The organism is Microbulbifer magnicolonia, from assembly GCF_035117725.1.
Taxonomy (GTDB): domain Bacteria; phylum Pseudomonadota; class Gammaproteobacteria; order Pseudomonadales; family Cellvibrionaceae; genus Microbulbifer; species Microbulbifer magnicolonia.
Genome location: NZ_JAYEFD010000006.1, coordinates 13596 through 34468 on the forward strand (window position 1 = coordinate 13596; position 20873 = coordinate 34468).

General features: G+C 59.6%; 19 protein-coding genes. 17 read left to right on the forward strand and 2 right to left on the reverse strand.

What is annotated here, in order from left to right:
- Positions 1–108 precede the first annotated feature (108 nt).
- The 10 genes from rplK (at position 109) to tuf (ending at position 16106) form a co-directional block, all read left to right on the forward strand.
- Positions 109–540, forward strand: a complete 432-nt coding sequence (rplK, locus tag RRF64_RS17955) for a 50S ribosomal protein L11 (RefSeq protein ID WP_323847306.1) — start codon at positions 109–111, stop codon at positions 538–540.
- A complete protein-coding gene (gene rplA, locus RRF64_RS17960; protein WP_323847307.1) occupies positions 541–1236 on the forward strand; it encodes a 50S ribosomal protein L1 in 696 nt (231 codons plus the stop codon).
- 329 nt (positions 1237–1565) lie between these two features.
- A complete protein-coding gene (gene rplJ / locus RRF64_RS17965) occupies positions 1566–2060 on the forward strand; it encodes a 50S ribosomal protein L10 (protein WP_323847308.1) in 495 nt (164 codons plus the stop codon).
- 92 nt (positions 2061–2152) lie between these two features.
- Positions 2153–2518, forward strand: a complete 366-nt coding sequence (gene rplL, locus RRF64_RS17970; protein ID WP_323847309.1) for a 50S ribosomal protein L7/L12 — start codon at positions 2153–2155, stop codon at positions 2516–2518.
- A 332-nt stretch (positions 2519–2850) separates the two neighbouring features.
- On the forward strand, positions 2851–6924 hold the full coding sequence (gene rpoB, locus RRF64_RS17975; RefSeq protein WP_323847310.1) for a DNA-directed RNA polymerase subunit beta: 4074 nt from the start codon (positions 2851–2853) through the stop codon (positions 6922–6924).
- A gap of 118 nt (positions 6925–7042) precedes the next feature.
- Positions 7043–11272 (forward strand): DNA-directed RNA polymerase subunit beta', encoded by a 4230-nt coding sequence (gene rpoC / locus RRF64_RS17980; protein WP_323847311.1) that lies wholly within the window; start codon positions 7043–7045, stop codon positions 11270–11272.
- A gap of 413 nt (positions 11273–11685) precedes the next feature.
- A complete protein-coding gene (gene rpsL, locus RRF64_RS17985) occupies positions 11686–12060 on the forward strand; it encodes a 30S ribosomal protein S12 (protein WP_323847312.1) in 375 nt (124 codons plus the stop codon).
- A gap of 110 nt (positions 12061–12170) precedes the next feature.
- The gene (rpsG, locus tag RRF64_RS17990) at positions 12171–12641 is read left to right on the forward strand and encodes a 30S ribosomal protein S7 (RefSeq protein ID WP_073277984.1); all 471 of its coding nucleotides are present in this window, start codon (positions 12171–12173) and stop codon (positions 12639–12641) included.
- A gap of 90 nt (positions 12642–12731) precedes the next feature.
- A complete protein-coding gene (gene fusA, locus RRF64_RS17995; RefSeq protein WP_323847313.1) occupies positions 12732–14840 on the forward strand; it encodes an elongation factor G in 2109 nt (702 codons plus the stop codon).
- 72 nt (positions 14841–14912) lie between these two features.
- Positions 14913–16106, forward strand: a complete 1194-nt coding sequence (gene tuf / locus RRF64_RS18000) for an elongation factor Tu (protein WP_323847314.1) — start codon at positions 14913–14915, stop codon at positions 16104–16106.
- A gap of 85 nt (positions 16107–16191) precedes the next feature.
- Here the strand turns inward: tuf and RRF64_RS18005 are convergent, their stop codons facing one another.
- Both RRF64_RS18005 and RRF64_RS18010 read right to left on the reverse strand, forming a co-directional pair.
- On the reverse strand, positions 16192–16491 hold the full coding sequence (locus RRF64_RS18005) for a hypothetical protein (protein WP_323847315.1): 300 nt from the start codon (positions 16489–16491) through the stop codon (positions 16192–16194).
- A 186-nt stretch (positions 16492–16677) separates the two neighbouring features.
- The gene (locus RRF64_RS18010; RefSeq protein ID WP_323847316.1) at positions 16678–17154 is read right to left on the reverse strand and encodes an aminoacyl-tRNA deacylase; all 477 of its coding nucleotides are present in this window, start codon (positions 17152–17154) and stop codon (positions 16678–16680) included.
- Positions 17155–17353: 199 nt separating this feature from the next.
- Here RRF64_RS18010 and rpsJ point away from each other — a divergent pair, with 199 nt between their 5' ends.
- From rpsJ to rplV, 7 genes are all read left to right on the forward strand, one after another.
- The gene (gene rpsJ, locus RRF64_RS18015; RefSeq protein ID WP_010133849.1) at positions 17354–17665 is read left to right on the forward strand and encodes a 30S ribosomal protein S10; all 312 of its coding nucleotides are present in this window, start codon (positions 17354–17356) and stop codon (positions 17663–17665) included.
- A gap of 111 nt (positions 17666–17776) precedes the next feature.
- Positions 17777–18412 carry a 50S ribosomal protein L3 gene (rplC, locus tag RRF64_RS18020; RefSeq protein WP_323847317.1) on the forward strand — a complete coding sequence of 212 codons (636 nt, stop codon included), beginning with the start codon at positions 17777–17779 and terminating at the stop codon, positions 18410–18412.
- Between the two features lie 18 nt (positions 18413–18430).
- Positions 18431–19045, forward strand: a complete 615-nt coding sequence (gene rplD, locus RRF64_RS18025; protein ID WP_073277494.1) for a 50S ribosomal protein L4 — start codon at positions 18431–18433, stop codon at positions 19043–19045.
- Positions 19042–19338: a 50S ribosomal protein L23 gene (rplW, locus tag RRF64_RS18030; protein WP_323847318.1), complete on the forward strand. Its 297-nt coding sequence runs from the start codon at positions 19042–19044 to the stop codon at positions 19336–19338. The genes rplD and rplW overlap by 4 nt, the downstream gene beginning before the upstream one ends.
- Positions 19339–19352: 14 nt before the next feature.
- A complete protein-coding gene (gene rplB, locus RRF64_RS18035) occupies positions 19353–20177 on the forward strand; it encodes a 50S ribosomal protein L2 (RefSeq protein WP_323847319.1) in 825 nt (274 codons plus the stop codon).
- A 52-nt stretch (positions 20178–20229) separates the two neighbouring features.
- Positions 20230–20508, forward strand: coding sequence for a 30S ribosomal protein S19 (gene rpsS, locus RRF64_RS18040; protein WP_020411388.1), 279 nt, complete (start codon positions 20230–20232; stop codon positions 20506–20508).
- 15 nt (positions 20509–20523) lie between these two features.
- Positions 20524–20856, forward strand: a complete 333-nt coding sequence (gene rplV / locus RRF64_RS18045; RefSeq protein WP_323847320.1) for a 50S ribosomal protein L22 — start codon at positions 20524–20526, stop codon at positions 20854–20856.
- Positions 20857–20873 lie beyond the last annotated feature (17 nt).

A 20873-nucleotide genomic window follows, 5' to 3' on the forward strand; every position in this document is an offset into this window, starting at 1 on the left:
TCTCCGAAAATTGCGCTGTGCCATTTTCGGGGCATACGGGGAGCCGGGCGTTGCAATCCTTGAGATTGTCCAGCGCAGGCGTTACCACCCAACCAGAGGAGAGCTGTAATGGCTAAGAAAGTCGAAGCTTATATCAAGCTGCAAGTGAAGGCCGGTCAGGCCAACCCGAGTCCGCCCGTCGGCCCCGCGCTGGGTCAGAAAGGCGTGAACATCATGGAGTTCTGTAAAGCGTTCAACGCTCAGACCCAGGGTCTGGAGCCGGGCCTGCCGGTGCCGGTAGTGATCTCTGTTTACAGCGATCGCTCCTTCACCTTCATCATGAAATCTCCGCCGGCCGCAGTGCTGCTGCGCAAGGCTGCAGGTATCAAGAGCGGCTCTGGCCGTCCGAACACCCAGAAAGTGGGCAAGGTCACCCGCGCCCAGCTGGAAGAAATCGCCAACACCAAAATGGCAGACCTGACTGCATCCGATATGGACGCGGCCGTGCGCACTATCGCCGGTTCCGCTCGCAGTGCCGGTATCGAAGTGGAGGGTCTGTAAGTGGCTAAGTTGAGCAAGCGTCAGCGCGCAATCGCTGAGAAGGTGGATTCCGGTAAGGCCTACGGTATCGAAGAGGCCGTAGCCCTGCTGAAAGAACTGTCCAATGTGAAGTTTGCCGAAACCGTGGACGCGTCCATCAATCTGGGCATCGATCCGCGCAAATCCGACCAGGCAGTCCGCGGCGCCACTACGCTGCCGCACGGCACTGGCAAGGAAGTGCGTGTGGCCGTATTCGCCCAGGGTGCCAATGCCGACGCGGCGAAAGAAGCCGGTGCCGACCTGGTGGGTATGGATGAGCTGGCTGCCGAAGTAAAGGCCGGCAAGATGGACTTCGACGTGGTGATCGCTTCTCCGGATGCGATGCGCGTTGTCGGTCAGCTGGGCCAGATCCTGGGTCCGCGCGGCCTGATGCCGAACCCGAAGACCGGTACCGTAACCCCGGACGTGGTAACTGCGGTCAAGAATGCCAAGGCCGGTCAGGTGCGTTTCCGCGCCGACAAGGGCGGTATCATCCACGGTGGTATTGGTAAGGTGAGCTTTGATCTGAATGCGATCAAGGAGAACCTGGAAGCGCTGGTTGCCGACCTGAAGAAGGCCAAGCCGGCTTCATCCAAGGGCGTGTATCTGAAGAAGATCACCCTGAGCACCACCATGGGCCCGGGGCTGACCATCGATCCGTCTTCCCTGAGCATTTAATTGCCGCTGGGAGCGCCGAGCACCGGCTCGGCTCGCGGGCCAGCGGCCCGCCAGGCAATGCCGCTCTCCAGCTAACAGAACTTTGGGGTCTGCTGTGCACTGTGCAGCGGGCCGTCAAAGACCGTAGGTGCCGGGCGCGTTTGAGGTTTAGCGCGTCTGGCTTAATCCGGGCTTCGACCGGGGCGGCCATCCGAGGCTGGCCACTGAGGAGTCCGAGCCTACGCAGACGGTGTTGCCCAAACCAGTATTTTGCTGGATTTGAGCTTTGAGCACCGGAACGGATCGGGGTGTGTATCCCCCGGTCTTTTTTCAAATCCAGGAGTGACACTATGGCTATTGGACTCGAAGACAAGAAAGCGATTGTCGCAGAAGTCCAGCAAGCTGCTTCGAGCGCTCTGTCGGCGGTAGTTGCGGATTCCCGCGGCGTAACCGTGAACGACATGACCGCTCTGCGCAAAGAGGCGCGCGAGAACGGCGTTTGGTTGAAAGTCGTCCGCAATACTCTGGCGCGTCGCGCTCTGGCAGGTACCGAGTACGAGTGTCTCGTAGAGAAACTCGTCGGTCCCAGCATTATTGCATTCTCCAACGAACACCCGGGTGCCGGTGCGCGCATCCTGAAGGAGTTCGCTAAAAAGAATGACAAGCTGGAACTGAAAGGTGCTGCCTTCGAAGGCGCGGTCACCGACGTTGCACTGTTGGCAAGCCTGCCGACTTACGACGAGGCGATCGCCAAGCTGATGAGCGTGTTGAAAGAAGCATCTGCTGGCAAGCTGGTTCGCACTATTGCGGCCATTCGCGACCAAAAAGAGCAGCAAGCTGCCTAATTTCTTCGCTGTGCGAAGTGGCGGTTTTCAAAGTCTCTTTTTTTAATGAATAGACGAGCAGTTTACTGCTCACACAAATCAGGTACTGACTCATGTCTCTGACTAAAGAAGATATCATCAATGCTGTTGCCGAAATGTCTGTTAAGGACGTTGTCGAGCTGATCGAAGCAATGGAAGAGAAGTTCGGCGTAACTGCAGCTGCTGCAGTTGTTGCTGGCCCGGCTGCTGCTGAAGCGGCTGAAGAGAAAGACTCTTTCGACATCGTTCTGACCTCTGCCGGCGAGAAGAAAGTAAACGTGATCAAGGCCGTTCGCGGCATCACCGGCCTGGGCCTGAAAGAAGCCAAGGAGCTGGTAGACGGCGCGCCGAGCACTCTGAAAGAAGGTGCAAACAAAGCGGAAGCCGAAGATGCCAAGAAGCAGCTGGAAGAAGCTGGCGCAACTGTAGAACTGAAGTAATTCGGTTGTTGCGACTCTCCGCTGTCAGCCGGTTTGACCGGTTGGCGGCGGCAAGGCTGGTGGACTTTGTCCGCCGGCCTTTTTGCCGTTTGCGGCATCGAGGTTTTTGTGGGTCTTCCTTCAGGCGAAATGACTGGCTGGACCGCGAATACACCTTATCGCACTCTGCGCGCGGCTGAAAAGCGCGAGCGCTGGCAGAGAAAGCAGAGAGGGTTCCGATCAGAGTAGCGATGCTGCTTTGCTCAGAGGCTTCTCGCCCGGAGGGGCTCCTTGTCGCCGTTAGAGGCCGGAGCTCCACGAAGTCTTGTCACTGATCAAGCTGGGGAATATGAATGGCTTACTCATACACTGAGAAAAAACGTATCCGCAAGGATTTTGGCAAACTGCCGAAGGTCATGGATGTGCCTTTCCTGCTTGCGATACAGCTGGATTCTTATCGCAATTTCACACAGGCCGACAAGCGCCCCGACGACAGGCTCGACGTCGGTCTGCAAGCGGCGTTTAAGTCCGTATTTCCGATTGTCAGCTATTCCGGCAATGCCGCCCTGGAGTATGTGAGCTACACGCTGGGCAAGCCGGCTTTCGACGTCAAGGAGTGTACCCTCCGCGGCGTGACCTACGCCTGCCCGCTGCGGGTGCGCGTACGTCTGATCATCTACGATAAAGAGTCTGCCAGTAAGTCCATCAAGGACATCAAAGAGCAGGAAGTTTACATGGGCGAAATTCCGCTCATGACCGACAACGGTACCTTCGTGATCAACGGTACCGAGCGTGTGATCGTGTCCCAGCTGCACCGTTCCCCGGGTGTATTCTTCGATCACGACAAAGGCAAGACCCACTCTTCCGGCAAGCTGCTGTACGCCGCGCGCGTGATCCCCTACCGCGGTTCCTGGCTGGACTTCGAGTTCGATCCGAAGGACCTGGTCTACGTGCGTATTGACCGTCGCCGCAAGCTGGCAGCGACCATCCTGCTGCGCGCCCTGGGTTATTCCTCCCAGGAAATGCTGGAAATGTTCTTCGAAACCAGCAAGTTCGACCTGCACGAAGACAGCGTCAGCCTGGAATTGATCCCGTCCCGCCTGCGTGGCGACGTGGCCTCTTTCGATATCAAGGACGGCAAGGGCAAGGTCATCGTCGAGGAAGGGCGCCGCATTACCCCGCGCCACATCCGTCAGCTGGAGAAGGCAGGCGTCGAGCGCCTCGAGGCGCCGCTGAGCTATCTCTACGGCCGCGTGCTGGCCCACGACATCATCGATGAATCCACCGGTGAAGTGGCGGTCGAGTGCAACAGCGAAATCACCGAAGAGGTGATCGGCAAGCTGCGGACACTGAACGTCAAGAAGCTCGAGACCCTGTATACCAATGATCTGGACCGCGGTCCGTTCATTTCCGATACGCTGCGCGCAGATCCGTCCCGCACCCAGCTGGAAGCGCTGGTGGAAATCTACCGCATGATGCGCCCGGGCGAGCCGCCGACCAAGGAGTCTGCGGAGTCCCTGTTCGAGAACCTGTTCTTCACCGACGAGCGCTACGACCTGTCTGCGGTCGGCCGCATGAAGTTCAACCGCCGTCTGGGCCGCGAAGACGAAACCGGACTGGGCACCCTGAGCAAGGAAGACATCGTCGATGTACTGAAGACGCTGATCGATATCCGCAACGGCCAGGGCATGGTCGACGACATCGATCACCTGGGTAACCGCCGCGTGCGTTCCGTCGGCGAAATGGCCGAGAACCAGTTCCGTGTCGGTCTGGTGCGCGTCGAGCGCGCAGTGAAAGAGCGCCTGTCCATGGCGGAGTCCGAGGGCTTGATGCCGCAGGACCTGATCAACGCCAAGCCGGTGGCGGCCGCGGTGAAGGAGTTTTTCGGCTCCTCGCAGCTGTCCCAGTTTATGGACCAGAACAACCCGCTGTCGGAAGTGACCCACAAGCGTCGCGTGTCCGCGCTCGGTCCGGGTGGTCTGACCCGCGAGCGCGCCGGCTTCGAGGTGCGCGACGTGCACCCGACCCACTACGGCCGGGTGTGCCCGATCGAGACGCCGGAAGGCCCGAACATCGGACTGATCAACTCTCTGGCGGCCTACGCCCGCGCCAACCACTACGGCTTCCTCGAGAGCCCGTACCGCAAGGTGGTCGACGGCCAGGTGACCGACGACATCGAATACCTGTCCGCGATCAACGAGGCCAACTACGTGATCGCCCAGGCGTCCGCTGCCGTGGATGAAAGCGGCCGCTTTACCGATGACCTGGTCAGCGTGCGTCACCAGAACGAATTTACCCTGAAGACGCCGGACGAGATCCAGTACATGGATGTGTCAGCGAAGCAGGTCGTATCCGTCGCCGCGGCGATGATCCCGTTCCTCGAGCACGACGATGCCAACCGCGCCCTGATGGGCTCGAACATGCAGCGCCAGGCCGTACCGACGCTGCGCGCCGAGAAGCCGCTGGTGGGTACCGGTATGGAGCGCACCGTGGCGCGCGACTCCGGTGTCTGCGTGGTGGCCCGTCGCGGCGGTGTGATCGAGCGTGTCGATGCCAGCCGTGTGGTTGTGCGTGTCGCCGATGCCGAGGTGGAGGCCGGTGAGGCGGGTGTGGATATCTACAACCTGACCAAATACACCCGCTCCAACCAGAACACCTGTATCAACCAGCGCCCGATCGTGAAGACCGGCGACGTGGTCGAGCGCGGCGATATTCTCGCCGACGGCCCGTCCGTGGACCTGGGTGAGCTGGCGCTGGGCCAGAACATGCGCATCGCGTTCATGCCCTGGAACGGTTACAACTTCGAGGACTCGATCCTGATCAGTGAGCGCGTGGTGCAGGAAGACCGCTTCACCACCATCCACATTCAGGAACTGACCTGTATTGCCCGCGACACCAAGCTGGGCAGCGAGGAAATCACCGCGGATATCCCCAACGTGGGCGAGTCTGCGCTGAACAAGCTGGATGAGTCCGGCATTGTCTACATCGGTGCGGAAGTGGGCGCCGGCGACATTCTGGTGGGCAAGGTGACGCCGAAAGGTGAAGCCCAGCTGACCCCGGAAGAAAAACTGCTGCGCGCCATCTTTGGGGAAAAGGCGTCCGACGTGAAGGACACCTCCCTGCGCGCGCCGAGCGGTACCCGCGGTACCGTCATCGACGTGCAGGTCTTCACCCGCGATGGTCTGCAGAAGGACCAGCGCTCCCTCGATATCGAGAAGGCGCAGCTGGACGAGGTGCGCAAGGACCTGAACGAAGAGTACCGCATCGTCGAAGGCGCCACCTTCGAACGCCTGCAGGCGGCACTGGAAGGCCAGAAAGTGGCGGGTGGCAAGGGCGTCAAGAAAGGTGACGTGCTCAGCGCTGAGGTGCTGGCGAGCCTGCCGCGCGAGGACTGGTTCAAGCTGCGCATGGCCGAAGAGAGCCTGAACGAGCAGCTGGAAAAGGCCGAGGCACAGCTGAAAGAGCGCCGCAAGCTGCTCGACGAAGCCTTCGAGGACAAGAAGAAGAAACTGGAGTCGGGCGACGACCTGGCGCCGGGCGTGCTGAAGATCGTCAAGGTCTACCTGGCGATCAAGCGCCGCATCCAGCCGGGCGACAAGATGGCCGGTCGCCACGGTAACAAGGGTGTGATCTCCGTGATCAAGCCCGTCGAGGATATGCCCTACGACGAGAACGGCGAGCCGGTGGATATCGTTCTGAACCCGCTGGGTGTACCGTCGCGGATGAACGTCGGTCAGGTCCTGGAAATGCACCTGGGTATGGCTGCCAAGGGTCTCGGCGAGAAGATCGACCGCATGATCAAGGAGCAGCAGGAAGTCACCAAGGTGCGCGGCTTCCTGGAAGAGGTTTACAACTCCACCGGTGGCCGCAAGGAAGAGCTGGACGAGCTGTCCGACCAGGAAGTGCTGGCGATGGCGGAAAACCTGCGCAGAGGCGTGCCGATGGCTACGCCGGTATTCGACGGTGCCGACGAGAGCGAGATCAAGCAGCTGCTGCGCCTGGCGGATGTGCCGGATTCCGGCCAGATCACGCTGTACGACGGCCGTACCGGTGATTCCTTCGAGCGCCCGGTAACCGTGGGTTACATGTACATGCTGAAGCTGAACCACCTGGTGGACGACAAGATGCATGCGCGTTCCACCGGTTCCTACAGCCTGGTAACCCAGCAGCCGCTGGGTGGTAAGGCGCAGTTCGGTGGCCAGCGTTTCGGGGAGATGGAGGTCTGGGCACTGGAAGCTTACGGCGCCGCCTATACCCTGCAGGAAATGCTCACGGTCAAATCCGACGACGTGGAAGGCCGGACCAAGATGTACAAGAACATCGTGGACTCCGACCACCGCATGGAGCCGGGTATGCCGGAATCCTTCAACGTACTGGTCAAGGAAATCCGCTCTCTCGGCATGAACTTCGAGCTTGAGCACGAGTAAGACCGGCATCAATCGGATTTAGTAGATACAGGTCGGTGGCGCAGTCGTAAGCGCCGCCGGCCAACCCGGCTCAAAATGCTGCAAGCCGGGTTGACTACCCCCTAGTGGAGGAAAGGCCTTGAAAGATTTGTTAAACCTGGTGAAAGACCGGGAACAACTGGAAGAGTTTGACGCCATCCGTATCGGTCTGGCGTCTCCGGATATGATCCGCTCCTGGTCCTACGGCGAAGTGAAGAAGCCGGAGACCATCAACTACCGCACCTTCAAGCCGGAGCGCGAAGGCCTGTTCTGTGCCAAGATCTTTGGTCCGGTCAAGGACTACGAGTGTCTGTGTGGCAAGTACAAGCGCATGAAGCACCGCGGCATCATCTGCGAGAAGTGCGGCGTCGAAGTGACCAAGGCCAAGGTGCGCCGCGAGCGCATGGGCCACATCGAACTGGCGAGCCCGGTTGCGCACATCTGGTTCCTGAAATCGCTGCCGTCCCGTATCGGCCTGCTGCTGGACATGACCCTGCGCGATATCGAGCGCGTGCTCTACTTCGAATCTTATGTGGTGACCGACCCGGGTATGACCACCCTGGAGCGCGGCCAGCTGCTGAACGACGAGCAGTACTTTGAGGCGATGGAAGAGTTCGCCGACGAGTTCGAAGCCAAGATGGGCGCCGAGGCGATCCAGGAGCTGATGCGCGACATCGAGCTGCCGGCGGAAATCCAGCGCCTGCGCGAAGAGATCCCGTCCACCAACTCCGAGACCAAGATCAAGAAGCTGTCCAAGCGCCTGAAGCTGCTGGAAGCCTTCTACAAGTCCGGCAACAACCCGGAGTGGATGATCATGCAGGCGCTGCCGGTACTGCCGCCGGACCTGCGCCCGCTGGTACCGCTGGACGGCGGCCGCTTTGCGACCTCCGACCTGAACGACCTGTACCGCCGCGTGATCAACCGCAACAACCGTCTGAAGCGCCTGCTGGAGCTGAACGCGCCGGATATCATCGTGCGCAACGAAAAGCGCATGCTGCAGGAAGCCGTGGACGCGCTGCTGGACAACGGCCGCCGCGGCCGCGCCATCACCGGTTCCAACAAGCGCCCGCTGAAGTCCCTGGCGGACATGATCAAGGGCAAGCAGGGCCGTTTCCGTCAGAACCTGCTGGGTAAGCGCGTCGACTACTCCGGCCGTTCCGTGATCGTGGTCGGTCCGACCCTGCGCCTGCACCAGTGCGGTCTGCCGAAGAAAATGGCCCTCGAGCTGTTCAAGCCGTTCATCTTCGGCAAGCTGGAAGCGCGCGGCCTGGCCACCACCATCAAGGCGGCCAAGAAAATGGTCGAGCGCGAAGAGGCGGTGGTGTGGGACATCCTCGACGAGGTGATCCGCGAGCACCCGGTGCTGCTGAACCGCGCCCCGACCCTGCACCGTCTGGGTATCCAGGCGTTCGAGCCGGTGCTGATCGAAGGTAAGGCGATCCAGCTGCACCCGCTGGTGTGTGCGGCCTATAACGCGGACTTCGACGGTGACCAGATGGCGGTGCACGTACCGCTGACCATCGAGGCGCAGCTTGAAAGCCGCGCGCTGATGATGTCCACCAACAACATTCTGTCCCCCGCCAACGGCGAGCCGATCATCGTGCCGTCGCAGGACGTGGTACTGGGTCTGTACTGGATGACCCGCGAGCGCGTCAACGACAAGGGCGAGGGTATGTTCTTCGCCGACATCAAGGAAGTGAGCCGCGCTTATTACGCCAAGCAGGTAGGCCTGCAGGCGCGCGTGAAAGTGCGTATCAACGAAGCAGTTGTCGGTGAAGACGGCGAGAAGCATCCGTCGCGCAAGGTCTACGACACCACCGTGGGCCGCGCGTTGCTGTGGAATATCGTGCCGGAAGGTCTGCCTTTCGACATGGTCAACCAGCCGATGAAGAAGAAGGCGATCTCGCGCATCCTGAACGAGTGCTACCGCAAGGTGGGTCTGAAGGCGACGGTGATCTTTGCCGACCAGCTGATGTATACCGGTTTCGACTTCTCCACCAAGTCCGGTTCCTCCATCGGTGTGAACGACTTCGAGATCCCGGCGGCCAAGGCCGAGCTGATCGCCGCTGCGGAAGCGGAAGTGAAGGAGATCGAGAGCCAGTTTGCCTCGGGCCTGGTAACCGCCGGTGAGAAGTACAACAAGGTGATCGACGTCTGGTCCCGTACCAACGACAAGGTCACCCAGGCGATGATGGCCGGCATCAAGAAAGAGAAGGTGATCGATCGCGAGGGTAAAGAGGCCGAGCAGGACTCCTTCAACTCGGTGTTCATGTATGCAGACTCCGGCGCTCGTGGTTCTGAGGCGCAGATCCGTCAGCTGGCCGGTATGCGCGGCCTGATGGCGCGTCCGGACGGCTCCATTATCGAGAACGCCATTACCGCGAACTTCCGTGAAGGCCTCTCCGTACTGCAGTACTTCATCTCCACCCACGGTGCCCGTAAGGGTCTGGCGGATACCGCCCTGAAGACCGCGAACTCCGGTTACCTGACCCGCCGTCTGGTGGATGTGGCCCAGGACGTGGTGATCACCGAAGTGGACTGCGGCACCGACGACGGCCTGACCATGGCGCCGGTGATCGAGGGCGGCGACGTGATCGAGTCCCTCGGCGACCGTATTCTCGGCCGTGTAGTGGCCCGTGATGTACTGAAGCCGGGCAGCGACGAGATCGCCGTTTCCGCCGGCACCATGATCGACGAGAAGTGGGTCGAGCGTATTGAGGGGATGGGTATCGACGAGGTAATCGTCCGTTCACCGATTTCCTGTGAGACCGCCCACGGCATCTGTGCCCAGTGTTACGGCCGCGATCTGGCCCGCGGCCACCGCGCCAACTCTGGTGAGTCTGTGGGCGTCGTTGCCGCCCAGTCTATCGGTGAGCCGGGCACCCAGCTGACCATGCGGACCTTCCACATCGGTGGTGCGGCGAGCCGCGCCTCCGCGGCGGACAGCATCCAGGTGAAGCAGTCGGGTACCGTGCGCCTGCACAACGTGAAGACCGTGAAGACCGAGAGCGGCACCCTGGTAGCGGTTTCCCGCTCCGGTGAGCTGGCCATTGCCGACAGTGCCGGCCGTGAGCGCGAGCGCTACAAGCTGCCCTACGGCGCCATCATCAGCGTCGCGGAAGGTGCCGAGGTGGATGGCGGCCAGGTAGTGGCCAAGTGGGATCCGCACACCCACCCGATCATTACCGAAGTGGCTGGCTGGGTGAAGCTGTCCGGCATGGAAGACGGCCTGTCGATCCGCAAGCAGACCGACGAGATCACCGGTCTGTCCTCCATCGAGGTGATCGACCCTGCCGAGCGTCCGGCTGCCGGTAAGGACCTGCGTCCGGCCGTGACCCTGATTGATGAAAACGGTGAAGAGCTGACCCTGGCGAGCAGCAACGCGCCGGCGCACTACGCGCTGCCGCCGCGCGCCATCCTCAGCCTGAAAGATGGCGACAAGGTGAGCGTCGGTGATGTCATCGCCCGTATTCCGCAGGAATCCGGCAAAACCAAGGACATCACCGGTGGTCTGCCGCGCGTGGCCGACCTGTTCGAAGCGCGCAAGCCGAAAGAGCCGTCCATTCTGGCGGAGATCTCCGGTACCGTGTCCTTCGGCAAAGAGACCAAGGGCAAGGTACGCCTGCAGATCACCCCGAAAGACGGCCAGCCGCTGGCCAGTGGCAAGGATCACTACGAGGTACTGATTCCGAAGCACCGCCAGCTGACGGTGTTCGAAGGTGAAACCGTAGAGAAGGGCGAGGTCATCTCCGATGGCCCGTCCAACCCGCACGACATTCTGCGCCTGAAAGGCGTCGAGGAGCTGGCGCGCTACATCACCAACGAGATCCAGGAGGTTTACCGCCTGCAGGGCGTGAAGATCAACGACAAGCACATCGAAGTGATTGTTCGTCAGATGCTGCGCAAGGTGGAAATCCTCGAGATGGGTGACTCCGAGTTCATCAAGGGTGACCAGGTGGAGTACCAGCGGGTCATCGAAGAGAACGAGCGCCTGCGCGCGGAAGGCAAGCAGCCGGCCCAGTTCGAGCGCCTGCTGCTGGGTATCACCAAGGCGTCTCTGGCCACCGAGTCCTTCCTGTCCGCGGCCTCCTTCCAGGAGACCACCCGCGTACTGACCGAAGCGGCGGTGACCGGCAAGGAAGACAGCCTGCGCGGCCTGAAGGAGAACGTGGTCGTGGGTCGCCTGATCCCGGCCGGTACCGGTCTGGCGCACCACCTGGAGCGCAAGCGCAAGCGCAGCCTGCAGCTGGAAGAGGGCTACGGTGAAGGCCCGTCCGCCGCAGAGGTGGAAGCGGCCCTGACCGAGGCCCTGAAGTCCTCCGGGGAGTAACTTCTTACGCCTCCACTCCCGCTTGCGGGGGAGGGGGCGGGGGAGAGAGCGCTGGAATTAGGCACCGTAGCGGCCCTGCTACCGGTGCCTTTCCGCCAGACGCGCCGTGAATACATCCCTGTAGGCTTGTCGGCCGGATCCCTCCGGCCGACAGTCTGGCGAAAAGGCCCCGCTATCAGGCCCTTCGCATCAGGCTTCGTGTGTTCGTTCAGGCTGAGACTGCTTGTCGGCAATGAAGGTTAGTGCTTACTTTCATTGCCAATTGACTGGGCGGGCCGCCGCCTATAGAATGCGGCCCCCGCTTATGTGGGGTGTACTGTCCGGCTCTCTTGTTAGGAGCGGTCGGCAGCACACACAGACGACTGGGCCCCCGCTTTCCAGGTGGGGGCGTTTTATTTTTGGAGTGATTTTTAATGGCAACGATCAACCAGTTGGTTCGTAAGCCGAGAAAACGCAAAGTCGAAAAAAGCGACGTTCCCGCTCTGCAGGCCAACCCGCAGCGCCGTGGAGTTTGCACTCGTGTGTACACCACTACACCGAAGAAGCCGAACTCTGCACTGCGCAAGGTTTGCCGTGTGCGCCTGACCAACGGTTTCGAAGTAACTTCGTACATCGGTGGTGAAGGTCACAACCTGCAGGAGCACAGCGTGGTGCTGATTCGCGGCGGTCGTGTAAAGGACCTGCCGGGTGTGCGCTACCACACTGTACGCGGTGCACTTGACTGTGCCGGCGTTAACGATCGCAAGCAGGGCCGTTCCAAATACGGCGCCAAGCGTCCTAAAGGTTAATCCCCTTTAACGATTTGCGTTTCGGTTTCCAACCGGAGTAAGGCTGAGCTCGCCGAGTTGTAAGTGTTTACGGCGGCGTCTCAGAGTAACCCTGAAGAGAGGCAATTCTCATGCCAAGAAGACGAGTAGTCGCCAAGCGCGAAGTACTGCCCGATCCTAAATTCGGGAATGTCACCCTGGCCAAGTTCATGAACCACGTCATGATCAGCGGCAAGAAATCTGTGGCAGAGCGCATCGTATACGGCGCTCTGGACATGGTTTCAGAAAAACTTAACAAAGACCCTATCGAAGTTTTCGAAGAGTCCCTGGAAAATATTGCGCCGATGGTGGAAGTGAAATCCCGCCGTGTTGGTGGTGCGACTTACCAGGTGCCGGTAGAAGTGCGTCCCTCGCGCCGCATGGCACTGGCAATGCGCTGGCTCGTAGAGTTCTCCCGCAAGCGCGGTGAGAAGTCCATGGCCCAGCGTCTGGCCAACGAAATGATCGACGCGTCCCAGAACAAGGGCGGCGCGGTCAAGAAGCGTGAAGACGTTCACCGTATGGCGGAAGCCAACAAGGCGTTCTCTCACTACCGCTTCTAAGTCTGATGAATATCACCATCGGAAATTAATACCGAAAGGCAGCACGGAAATTTCCAGGCTGCCTTTTGCCGTTATATCGAGGAAACTACTGTGGCACGTAAAACGCCTATCGCACGCTACCGCAACATCGGTATCTGTGCTCACGTAGACGCTGGTAAAACCACCACCACCGAGCGCGTACTCTTCTACACCGGCCTGTCCCATAAGATTGGTGAGGTGCATGAGGGTGCGGCCACCATGGACTGGATGGAGCAGGAGCAGGAGCGCGGTATCACCATTACTTCTGCGGCGACCACCTGTTTCTGGTCCGGTATGCAGCAGCAGTTCGACCAGCACCGCATCAACATTATCGACACCCCCGGGCACGTAGACTTCACCATCGAAGTAGAGCGCTCCCTGCGCGTACTCGACGGCGCTGTCGTGGTTCTGTGTGGTTCTTCCGGTGTGCAGCCGCAGACCGAAACCGTATGGCGCCAGGCCAACAAATACCACGTTCCGCGCATGGTGTTCGTGAACAAGATGGACCGCACCGGTGCCAACTACCGCAAGGTTGTCGGCCAGCTGAAGACCCGCCTGAACGCCAACGCGGTGCCGCTGCAGATGACCATTGGCTCTGAAGACGAGTTCAAGGGTGTTGTCGACCTCGTCAAGATGAAGGCCATTCTGTGGAATGAAGCCGACCAGGGCATGACCTTCGAATACGCCGATATCCCCGCTGACATGCAGGACGAGTGCAACGAGATGCGCGAATTCCTGGTGGAAGCGGCAGCGGAAGCCAGCGAAGAGCTGATGGAGAAGTACCTGGAAGAGGGCGACCTGACCGAGGAAGAGATCAAGGCCGCCATCCGTCAGCGTACCCTGGCCAACGAAATCGTGCCGGTTCTGGGCGGTTCCGCGTTCAAGAACAAGGGTGTGCAGGCGGTTCTGGACGCAGTCATCGAATACCTGCCGGCGCCGACCGAAGTTAAGGCCATCGAAGGTACCCTGGAAGACGGCGAGACCGTTGAGACCCGCGAAGCCGACGACACTGCGCCGTTCGCTGCGCTGGCGTTCAAGATCGCTACCGATCCCTTCGTGGGCACCCTGACCTTCTTCCGTGTTTACTCCGGTAAGCTGGAGAGTGGCACCGGGGTATACAACTCCGTGAAGCACAAGCGCGAGCGCATCGGTCGTATGGTGCAGATGCACGCGAACAACCGTCAGGAAATCAAAGAAGTACTGGCGGGCGACATCGCCGCCGCGATCGGTCTGAAGGACACCACTACCGGTGACACCCTGTGTGACGAGAACAACAAGATCGTTCTCGAGCGTATGGAGTTCCCGGAGCCGGTAATCTCCGTGGCGGTAGAGCCGAAGTCCAAGCCGGACCAGGAGAAAATGGGTATCGCACTGGGCAAGCTGGCTCAGGAGGACCCGTCCTTCCGTGTGAAGACTGACGAAGAGACCGGCCAGACCATCATCTCCGGTATGGGTGAGCTGCACCTGGACATCATCGTCGACCGTATGCGTCGCGAGTTCAATGTCGAGGCCAACATCGGTAAGCCGCAGGTGGCCTACCGCGAGCGCATCACCAACAAGTGTGAGATCGAGGGCAAGTTCGTTCGCCAGTCCGGTGGTCGCGGTCAGTACGGCCACGTGTGGATCCGCTTCGAGCCGAACCTGGACGCGGACGCGGAAGACAGTCTGGTATTCCAGAACGAACTGGTCGGTGGTGTGGTGCCGAAGGAATACGTTCCGGCGGTGCAGAAAGGTATCCAGGAGCAGATGCAGAACGGTGTTCTCGCCGGCTACCCGCTGCTGGGCCTGAAGGCTACCATCTACGACGGTTCCTACCACGATGTGGACTCCAACGAAATGGCGTTCAAGATCGCTGCGTCCATGGCCACCAAGCAGCTGGCCCAGAAAGGCGGCGCGGTACTGCTTGAGCCGATCATGAAAGTGGAAGTGGTAACTCCGGAAGAGAACATGGGTGACGTGGTGGGCGACCTGAACCGCCGCCGCGGCCTGATCCAGGGCATGGATGAGAGTGCGTCCGGTAAGGTGATCAACGCGGAAGTGCCGCTGGCCGAAATGTTCGGCTACGCGACTGACCTGCGTTCTGCCACGCAGGGCCGCGCCACTTACACCATGGAGTTCGAGAAGTACGCGGAAGCGCCGAAGAACGTTGCCGATGAGATCATCGCAAAGAACAAGGCTTAATTTACTTTGACTCAAAGTGCCCCGGCTTTGCCGGGGCCTCTTTGACAAACTTTTAGCTAGAGGATCCTGAAAATGGGAAAAGAGAAGTTTGAACGTTCCAAGCCCCACGTAAACGTGGGCACCATCGGTCACGTTGACCACGGTAAAACCACCCTGACTGCAGCGCTGACCCGCGTTTGCGCCGAAGTGTGGGGCGGCCAGGCTGTAGCGTTTGATGGTATCGACAACGCTCCGGAAGAGCGCGAGCGCGGTATCACCATTTCTACCTCCCACGTTGAATACGAGTCCCCGACCCGTCACTACGCGCACGTTGACTGCCCGGGACACGCCGACTACGTGAAGAACATGATCACCGGTGCTGCCCAGATGGACGGCGCTATCCTGGTCTGTTCCGCTGCTGACGGCCCCATGCCGCAGACCCGCGAGCACATCCTGCTGTCCCGTCAGGTAGGTGTACCCTACATCGTGGTATTCCTGAACAAGGCCGACATGGTTGACGACGAGGAGCTGCTGGAACTGGTAGAGATGGAAGTTCGCGAACTTCTGGACCAGTACGAGTTCCCGGGTGACGACACCCCGATCATCGTTGGTTCTGCCCTGATGGCCCTGAACGGCGAAGACGACAACGGCCTGGGCACCAGCGCTGTCAAGAAACTGGTTGAAACCCTGGACGAGTACATCCCGGAGCCGGTGCGCGCTATCGACCAGCCGTTCCTGATGCCGATCGAAGACGTATTCTCCATCTCTGGTCGCGGTACCGTAGTAACCGGCCGTGTCGAGCGTGGCATCGTCAAGACTGGTGACGAAATCCAGATCGTTGGTATCAAGGAAACCACCACCACCACCTGTACCGGTGTGGAAATGTTCCGCAAGCTGCTGGACGAAGGCCGTGCTGGTGAGAACATCGGCGCCCTGCTGCGCGGCACCAAGCGTGACGAAGTAGAGCGTGGTCAGGTGCTGGCCAAGCCGGGTTCCATCACTCCGCACACCAAGTTCGAAGCGGAAGTGTACGTACTGTCCAAGGACGAAGGTGGTCGTCACACCCCGTTCTTCAAGGGCTACCGTCCGCAGTTCTACTTCCGTACCACCGACGTGACTGGAGCGTGTGAGCTGCCGGAAGGCACCGAGATGGTTATGCCGGGCGACAACGTCCAGATGACCGTAACGCTGATCGCCCCGATCGCCATGGAAGAAGGCCTGCGCTTCGCGATCCGCGAAGGCGGCCGTACCGTTGGCGCCGGCGTGGTGGCCAAGATCATCGAGTAATCTCTACTCCTGATCCGAAACGAAAAGGCCGCAGCGGAAACGCTGCGGCCTTTTTGTGCCTAGGAATATGCGATCAGTGGCCCGTTCAGGAGAGGCTGCCGGGACCTGTCAGTACCTCATACTGTGCCCGCTCGCGGCGAAGATAAATGGCAAGCAGCATAAAGAGCAGGCCGGGAGTCATGCAGATGCAAGTCAGGGCCGCCGCGGGTACAGCCACCGGGTGCTTCTGCACCATAGCAGCTGCAACGGCGTTGATGTCGTCTAGATTGGCGAATACCCAGAAAAAGCCACAGAAAAACGCAAATAACATCGCTGTTACGAACAGCAATGCTGCAAGCATCAGCAGGTTGTCAATGTTTTCATTATCGGTGGGCTTGTAGGCCATTTTGAGTCACCGTGATCCTCGCTGGTCATTGTCAGCCGGATTTGCGGGTTACAGGGAAGTATAGACCACGCCCCCGAATGCTGGTGGCGCAGGAGAACACTCGCGCCCTTCCGCCGCAGTTGGCAGGCGCAGTATCGTCTGGCGCCGGCTCCGATCACGGACGCCGGCGCAATTTTGCAGCCCCTATTACGGCCAGTCTTTGCTCAGATCACAGCTGTGACTGCCGGAAAACAACTTCGCAAAGCGTGCGCCATCCATTTCCACCAGCTCCTCATGGTCACCGGCTTCGAAGTAAACGGTGTCGCAGTGACGCAGGCTGTTGTCCAGCAGAGTGGTGACGCCGTAAGCCTGCCCCAGTGGCGGCAGGGCACCCAGTTCGCAATCGGGGAAGACACGCCCCAGTTCATCCTCCGGCACCATTTCCAGGTGATTGCGCCCGGTTTCCTCGTGCACCGCACGCATATCCAGACTGCTGCTGGCCGGAATGACCGCCATCACATACCCCTGGTCGTCCTTCATCAAGATGGCCTTGGCGACCTGGTCCTCGCGCACATGGGCAGCGTGCGCGCTTTCCCTACTGGTGTGGCTGTGCGGATGTTGGACCAGCTGGTAATCGACTGACTGGTCGCGCAAATACTGACTCACTCTCGCGGCAATGGTCATTTTCTTACCCTCTTTCGGCTGCCGATAAACAATTGTAGTTTGCCGGAGCCCGGATTCGCGCCGGCGGCGGGCCGCAAAACTAACCCCGCAATCGGGTTGACAGGCAATTGCGTGGCCCGTAGAATTCGCGCTCCTTTTCGCCCGCCCTCGGGGCTGTGTAAAAGGACGTTCTTTAGTTATTAAGTTGGAGTTTGATTCCATGCAGGGTCAACGTATCCGAATTCGCCTGAAGGCGTTCGATCACAAGCTGATCGACGCGTCTACCCAGGAGATCGTCGAGACGGCCAAGCGCACTGGCGCGCAGGTTCGCGGTCCCATTCCGCTGCCGACTCGCAAAGAGAAGTACACCGTGCTGATTTCTCCGCACGTCAACAAAGACGCGCGCGACCAGTACGAGATCCGTACTCACAAGCGTTTGCTGGACATCGTTGAGCCTACCGAGAAAACCGTCGACGCGCTGATGAAGCTCGATCTGGCGGCCGGTGTTGAGGTTCAGATCAGTCTCGGCTAACACTTTAAATTAACTACCGAATCCCGGGCGAAAAAGGTCCGGGTAGTGTAACGCTCTGAAACTGGGCGGCCGCAGTGGGTTAAAGCCCCGTGCACTGAGAGGTTGATAAAGATGACTATAGGTATTGTCGGCCGCAAAAGCGGCATGACTCGCATCTTCACCGAAGATGGCGCTTCTATTCCGGTTACCGTTATCGAGGTAGCTCCGAATCGCGTCACCCAGGTGAAAACTGTGGAAACTGACGGCTATGCTGCGGTTCAAGTAACCGTGGGCAATCGCAAGGCTTCCCGTGTCTCCAAGCCCCAGGCGGGCCACTTCGCCAAAGCCAACGTAGACGCTGGCTCTGCTCTGTTCGAACTGCGTACTGACGGTTCCGACGAGACTTTCGAAATCGGTTCTGAAATCACTGTTTCCGGCTTTGAAGCTGGTCAGAAGATCGATGTAACCGGCACTTCCAAGGGTAAAGGTTTTCAGGGCGGTATTAAGCGCTGGAACTTCCGCACCCAGGACGCCACTCACGGTAACTCCCTGTCTCACCGCGCTCCCGGTTCTATCGGTCAGTGCCAGACTCCTGGTCGAGTGTGGAAAGGCAAGAAGATGGCCGGTCACATGGGTGCCGAGCGCGTAACCGTGCAGAATCTGGAAGTGGTTCGTGTCGACGCCGAGCGTAATCTGCTGCTGGTCAAGGGCGCCGTTCCAGGTGCTCCGGGTGGCGACGTTATCGTTCGTCCGGCAGTAAAAGCCTAAGTCTGAGGGGAAATAGATATGGAACTGAATATCGCTACTCCCGAAGGCGCTAAAGGCACTGTAGCTGTCTCTGAAGTGACTTTCGGACGTGAATTCAATCAGGACCTGGTGCACCAGGCGGTTGTGGCCTACATGGCCGGCGCCCGTCAGGGAACCAAGGCCCAGAAGAACCGCGCTGACGTTTCCGGTGGCGGCAAGAAGCCCTGGCGTCAGAAAGGTACTGGCCGTGCCCGTGCCGGTACCATCCGCAGCCCGCTGTGGCGTTCCGGTGGCGTAACTTTCGCCGCCGAACCGCGTGATCACAGCGTCAAGCTGAACAAGAAAATGTACCGCGCTGCTCTGCGCTGCATTCTGTCTGAGCTGGCCCGTCAGGAACGCCTGGTTGTCGTTGAGTCCTTCGATGTGGACGCACCGAAAACCAAGCAGCTGGTGAGCAAGCTGGCCCAGTTCGATCTGTCTAATGCGCTGATCGTGACCGAGGAAGTGAGTGAAAACCTCTACCTGGCCGCGCGCAACCTGCACAAGATCGACGTTCGCGACGTGCAGGGCATCGATCCGGTAAGCCTGATCCGCTTTGACAAAGTCGTGGTTACCGTTTCTGCGCTCAAGAAAATTGAAGAGGTGCTGGGATGAACCAAGAGCGACTCTACAAAGTACTGCTCGGCCCGGTAATTTCCGAAAAAGCTGCTGTGTTGGCGGACTCCGCCAATCAAGTGGTTTTCAAGGTCACCACCGGTGCCGATAAAGCCGAGATCAAGGCCGCGGTAGAAAAGCTGTTCAACGTTTCCGTTGAGCAGGTTCGCACCGTGAACGTAAAGGGCAAAACCAAGCGTACCCGCTTCGGCGTTGGCCGTCGCAACGACTGGAAAAAAGCCTACGTTCGCCTGGCCGAAGGCAGCGACATCAACTTTGAAGCTGCTGAGTAAAGGGGACAGTTACAATGGCTATTGTAAAAGCAAAACCGACCTCTGCCGGCCGTCGCCACCTGGTCAAGGTTGTTAACCCCGACCTGCACAAGGGTGCGCCTTACGCGCCTCTGGTAGAGAGCAAAAGCAAAAGCGGTGGTCGCAACAACGCTGGCCGCATTACCACCCGTCACGTAGGTGGTGGTCACAAGCAGCACTACCGCATGGTGGATTTCAAGCGCAACAAGGACGGTATTCCGGCCAAGGTTGAGCGCCTGGAATACGATCCGAACCGCAGTGCGCACATCGCTCTGGTCTGCTACGCGGACGGCGAGCGTCGCTACATCATCGCGCCGAAAGGTCTGAAAGCGGGTGCAACCGTTCAGTCCGGAGACGCCGCACCGATTGTTGTCGGCAATACCCTGCCGCTGCGCAACATTCCGGTGGGTGCCGTGATTCACGCGATCGAACTGAAGCCGGGCAAAGGTGCTCAGCTGGCCCGTTCTGCCGGCGCCTCTGTGCAGCTGGTGGCGCGTGAAGGTCAGTACGCGACCATCCGTCTGCGTTCCGGTGAGATGCGTAAGGTATTGTCCGAGTGCCGCGCCACCCTGGGTGAAGTGAGCAACTCCGAGCACAGCCTGCGCAAGCTGGGTAAAGCTGGTGCGAAGCGCTGGCGCGGTGTTCGCCCGACCGTTCGCGGTGTGGCGATGAACCCGGTCGATCACCCGCATGGTGGTGGTGAAGGTCGTACCTCTGGTGGACGTCACCCGGTAACGCCGTGGGGCATTCCGACCAAGGGTAAGAAAACGCGCAAGAACAAGCGCACCGATAAGATGATTGTACGTCGTCGCGGCAAGTAATTCTCAATAGAGAGTGCCGCGCGGTGTGTGAGCAGCTAAAGAGGAATCTAAAGTGCCACGCTCATTAAAGAAAGGTCCCTTTATTGATCTGCACCTGATCAAGAAGGTGGAGGCGGCGATCGAAGCCAATGATCGTCGACCGATTAAAACCTGGTCCCGCCGTTCCATGATTATGCCGGAAATGGTTGGACTGACGATTGCCGTGCACAACGGTCGTCAACACGTGCCCGTACTGGTCAACGAAGAAATGGTTGGCCACAAACTGGGCGAGTTCGCCGCTACCCGCACTTACCGCGGTCACGCTGCGGACAAGAAAGCGAAGAAGCGCTAAGCCGAGGTTATAACGATGGAAGTAGCAGCAAAATTACGCGGCGCTCGTCTGTCGGCGCAAAAGGCGCGACTGGTAGCTGATCAGATTCGCGGCAAAGGCGTTGAAGAAGCCCTGGATATTCTGGCATTCAGCAATAAAAAGGGTGCGGCGATCGTCAAGAAGGTTCTGGAATCGGCCATCGCCAACGCCGAGCACAACGAAGGTGCCGACGTTGACGAGCTGAAGGTGTCCACCATTTTCGTGGACGAAGGTATGACCATGAAGCGCATCAAGCCGCGCGCCAAGGGTCGTGCCGATCGTATTTTCAAGCGTACTTGTCACATCACTGTGAAAGTGGCCGAGAAATAAGAGAGCAGGCGAGAAAA

What these genes read in the sequence shown, in the direction of transcription:
- rplK (WP_323847306.1), top strand. Translation starts at nt 109, where the DNA reads ATGGCTAAGAAAGTCGAAGCTTATATCAAGCTGCAAGTGAAGGCCGGT.
- rplJ (WP_323847308.1), top strand. Translation starts at nt 1,566, where the DNA reads ATGGCTATTGGACTCGAAGACAAGAAAGCGATTGTCGCAGAAGTCCAG.
- rplL (WP_323847309.1), top strand. Translation starts at nt 2,153, where the DNA reads ATGTCTCTGACTAAAGAAGATATCATCAATGCTGTTGCCGAAATGTCT.
- rpoB (WP_323847310.1), top strand. Translation starts at nt 2,851, where the DNA reads ATGGCTTACTCATACACTGAGAAAAAACGTATCCGCAAGGATTTTGGC.
- rpsL (WP_323847312.1), top strand. Translation starts at nt 11,686, where the DNA reads ATGGCAACGATCAACCAGTTGGTTCGTAAGCCGAGAAAACGCAAAGTC.
- rpsG (WP_073277984.1), top strand. Translation starts at nt 12,171, where the DNA reads ATGCCAAGAAGACGAGTAGTCGCCAAGCGCGAAGTACTGCCCGATCCT.
- tuf (WP_323847314.1), top strand. Translation starts at nt 14,913, where the DNA reads ATGGGAAAAGAGAAGTTTGAACGTTCCAAGCCCCACGTAAACGTGGGC.
- RRF64_RS18005 (WP_323847315.1), bottom strand. Translation starts at nt 16,491, where the DNA reads ATGGCCTACAAGCCCACCGATAATGAAAACATTGACAACCTGCTGATG.
- RRF64_RS18010 (WP_323847316.1), bottom strand. Translation starts at nt 17,154, where the DNA reads ATGACCATTGCCGCGAGAGTGAGTCAGTATTTGCGCGACCAGTCAGTC.
- rpsJ (WP_010133849.1), top strand. Translation starts at nt 17,354, where the DNA reads ATGCAGGGTCAACGTATCCGAATTCGCCTGAAGGCGTTCGATCACAAG.
- rplC (WP_323847317.1), top strand. Translation starts at nt 17,777, where the DNA reads ATGACTATAGGTATTGTCGGCCGCAAAAGCGGCATGACTCGCATCTTC.
- rplD (WP_073277494.1), top strand. Translation starts at nt 18,431, where the DNA reads ATGGAACTGAATATCGCTACTCCCGAAGGCGCTAAAGGCACTGTAGCT.
- rplW (WP_323847318.1), top strand. Translation starts at nt 19,042, where the DNA reads ATGAACCAAGAGCGACTCTACAAAGTACTGCTCGGCCCGGTAATTTCC.
- rplB (WP_323847319.1), top strand. Translation starts at nt 19,353, where the DNA reads ATGGCTATTGTAAAAGCAAAACCGACCTCTGCCGGCCGTCGCCACCTG.
- rplV (WP_323847320.1), top strand. Translation starts at nt 20,524, where the DNA reads ATGGAAGTAGCAGCAAAATTACGCGGCGCTCGTCTGTCGGCGCAAAAG.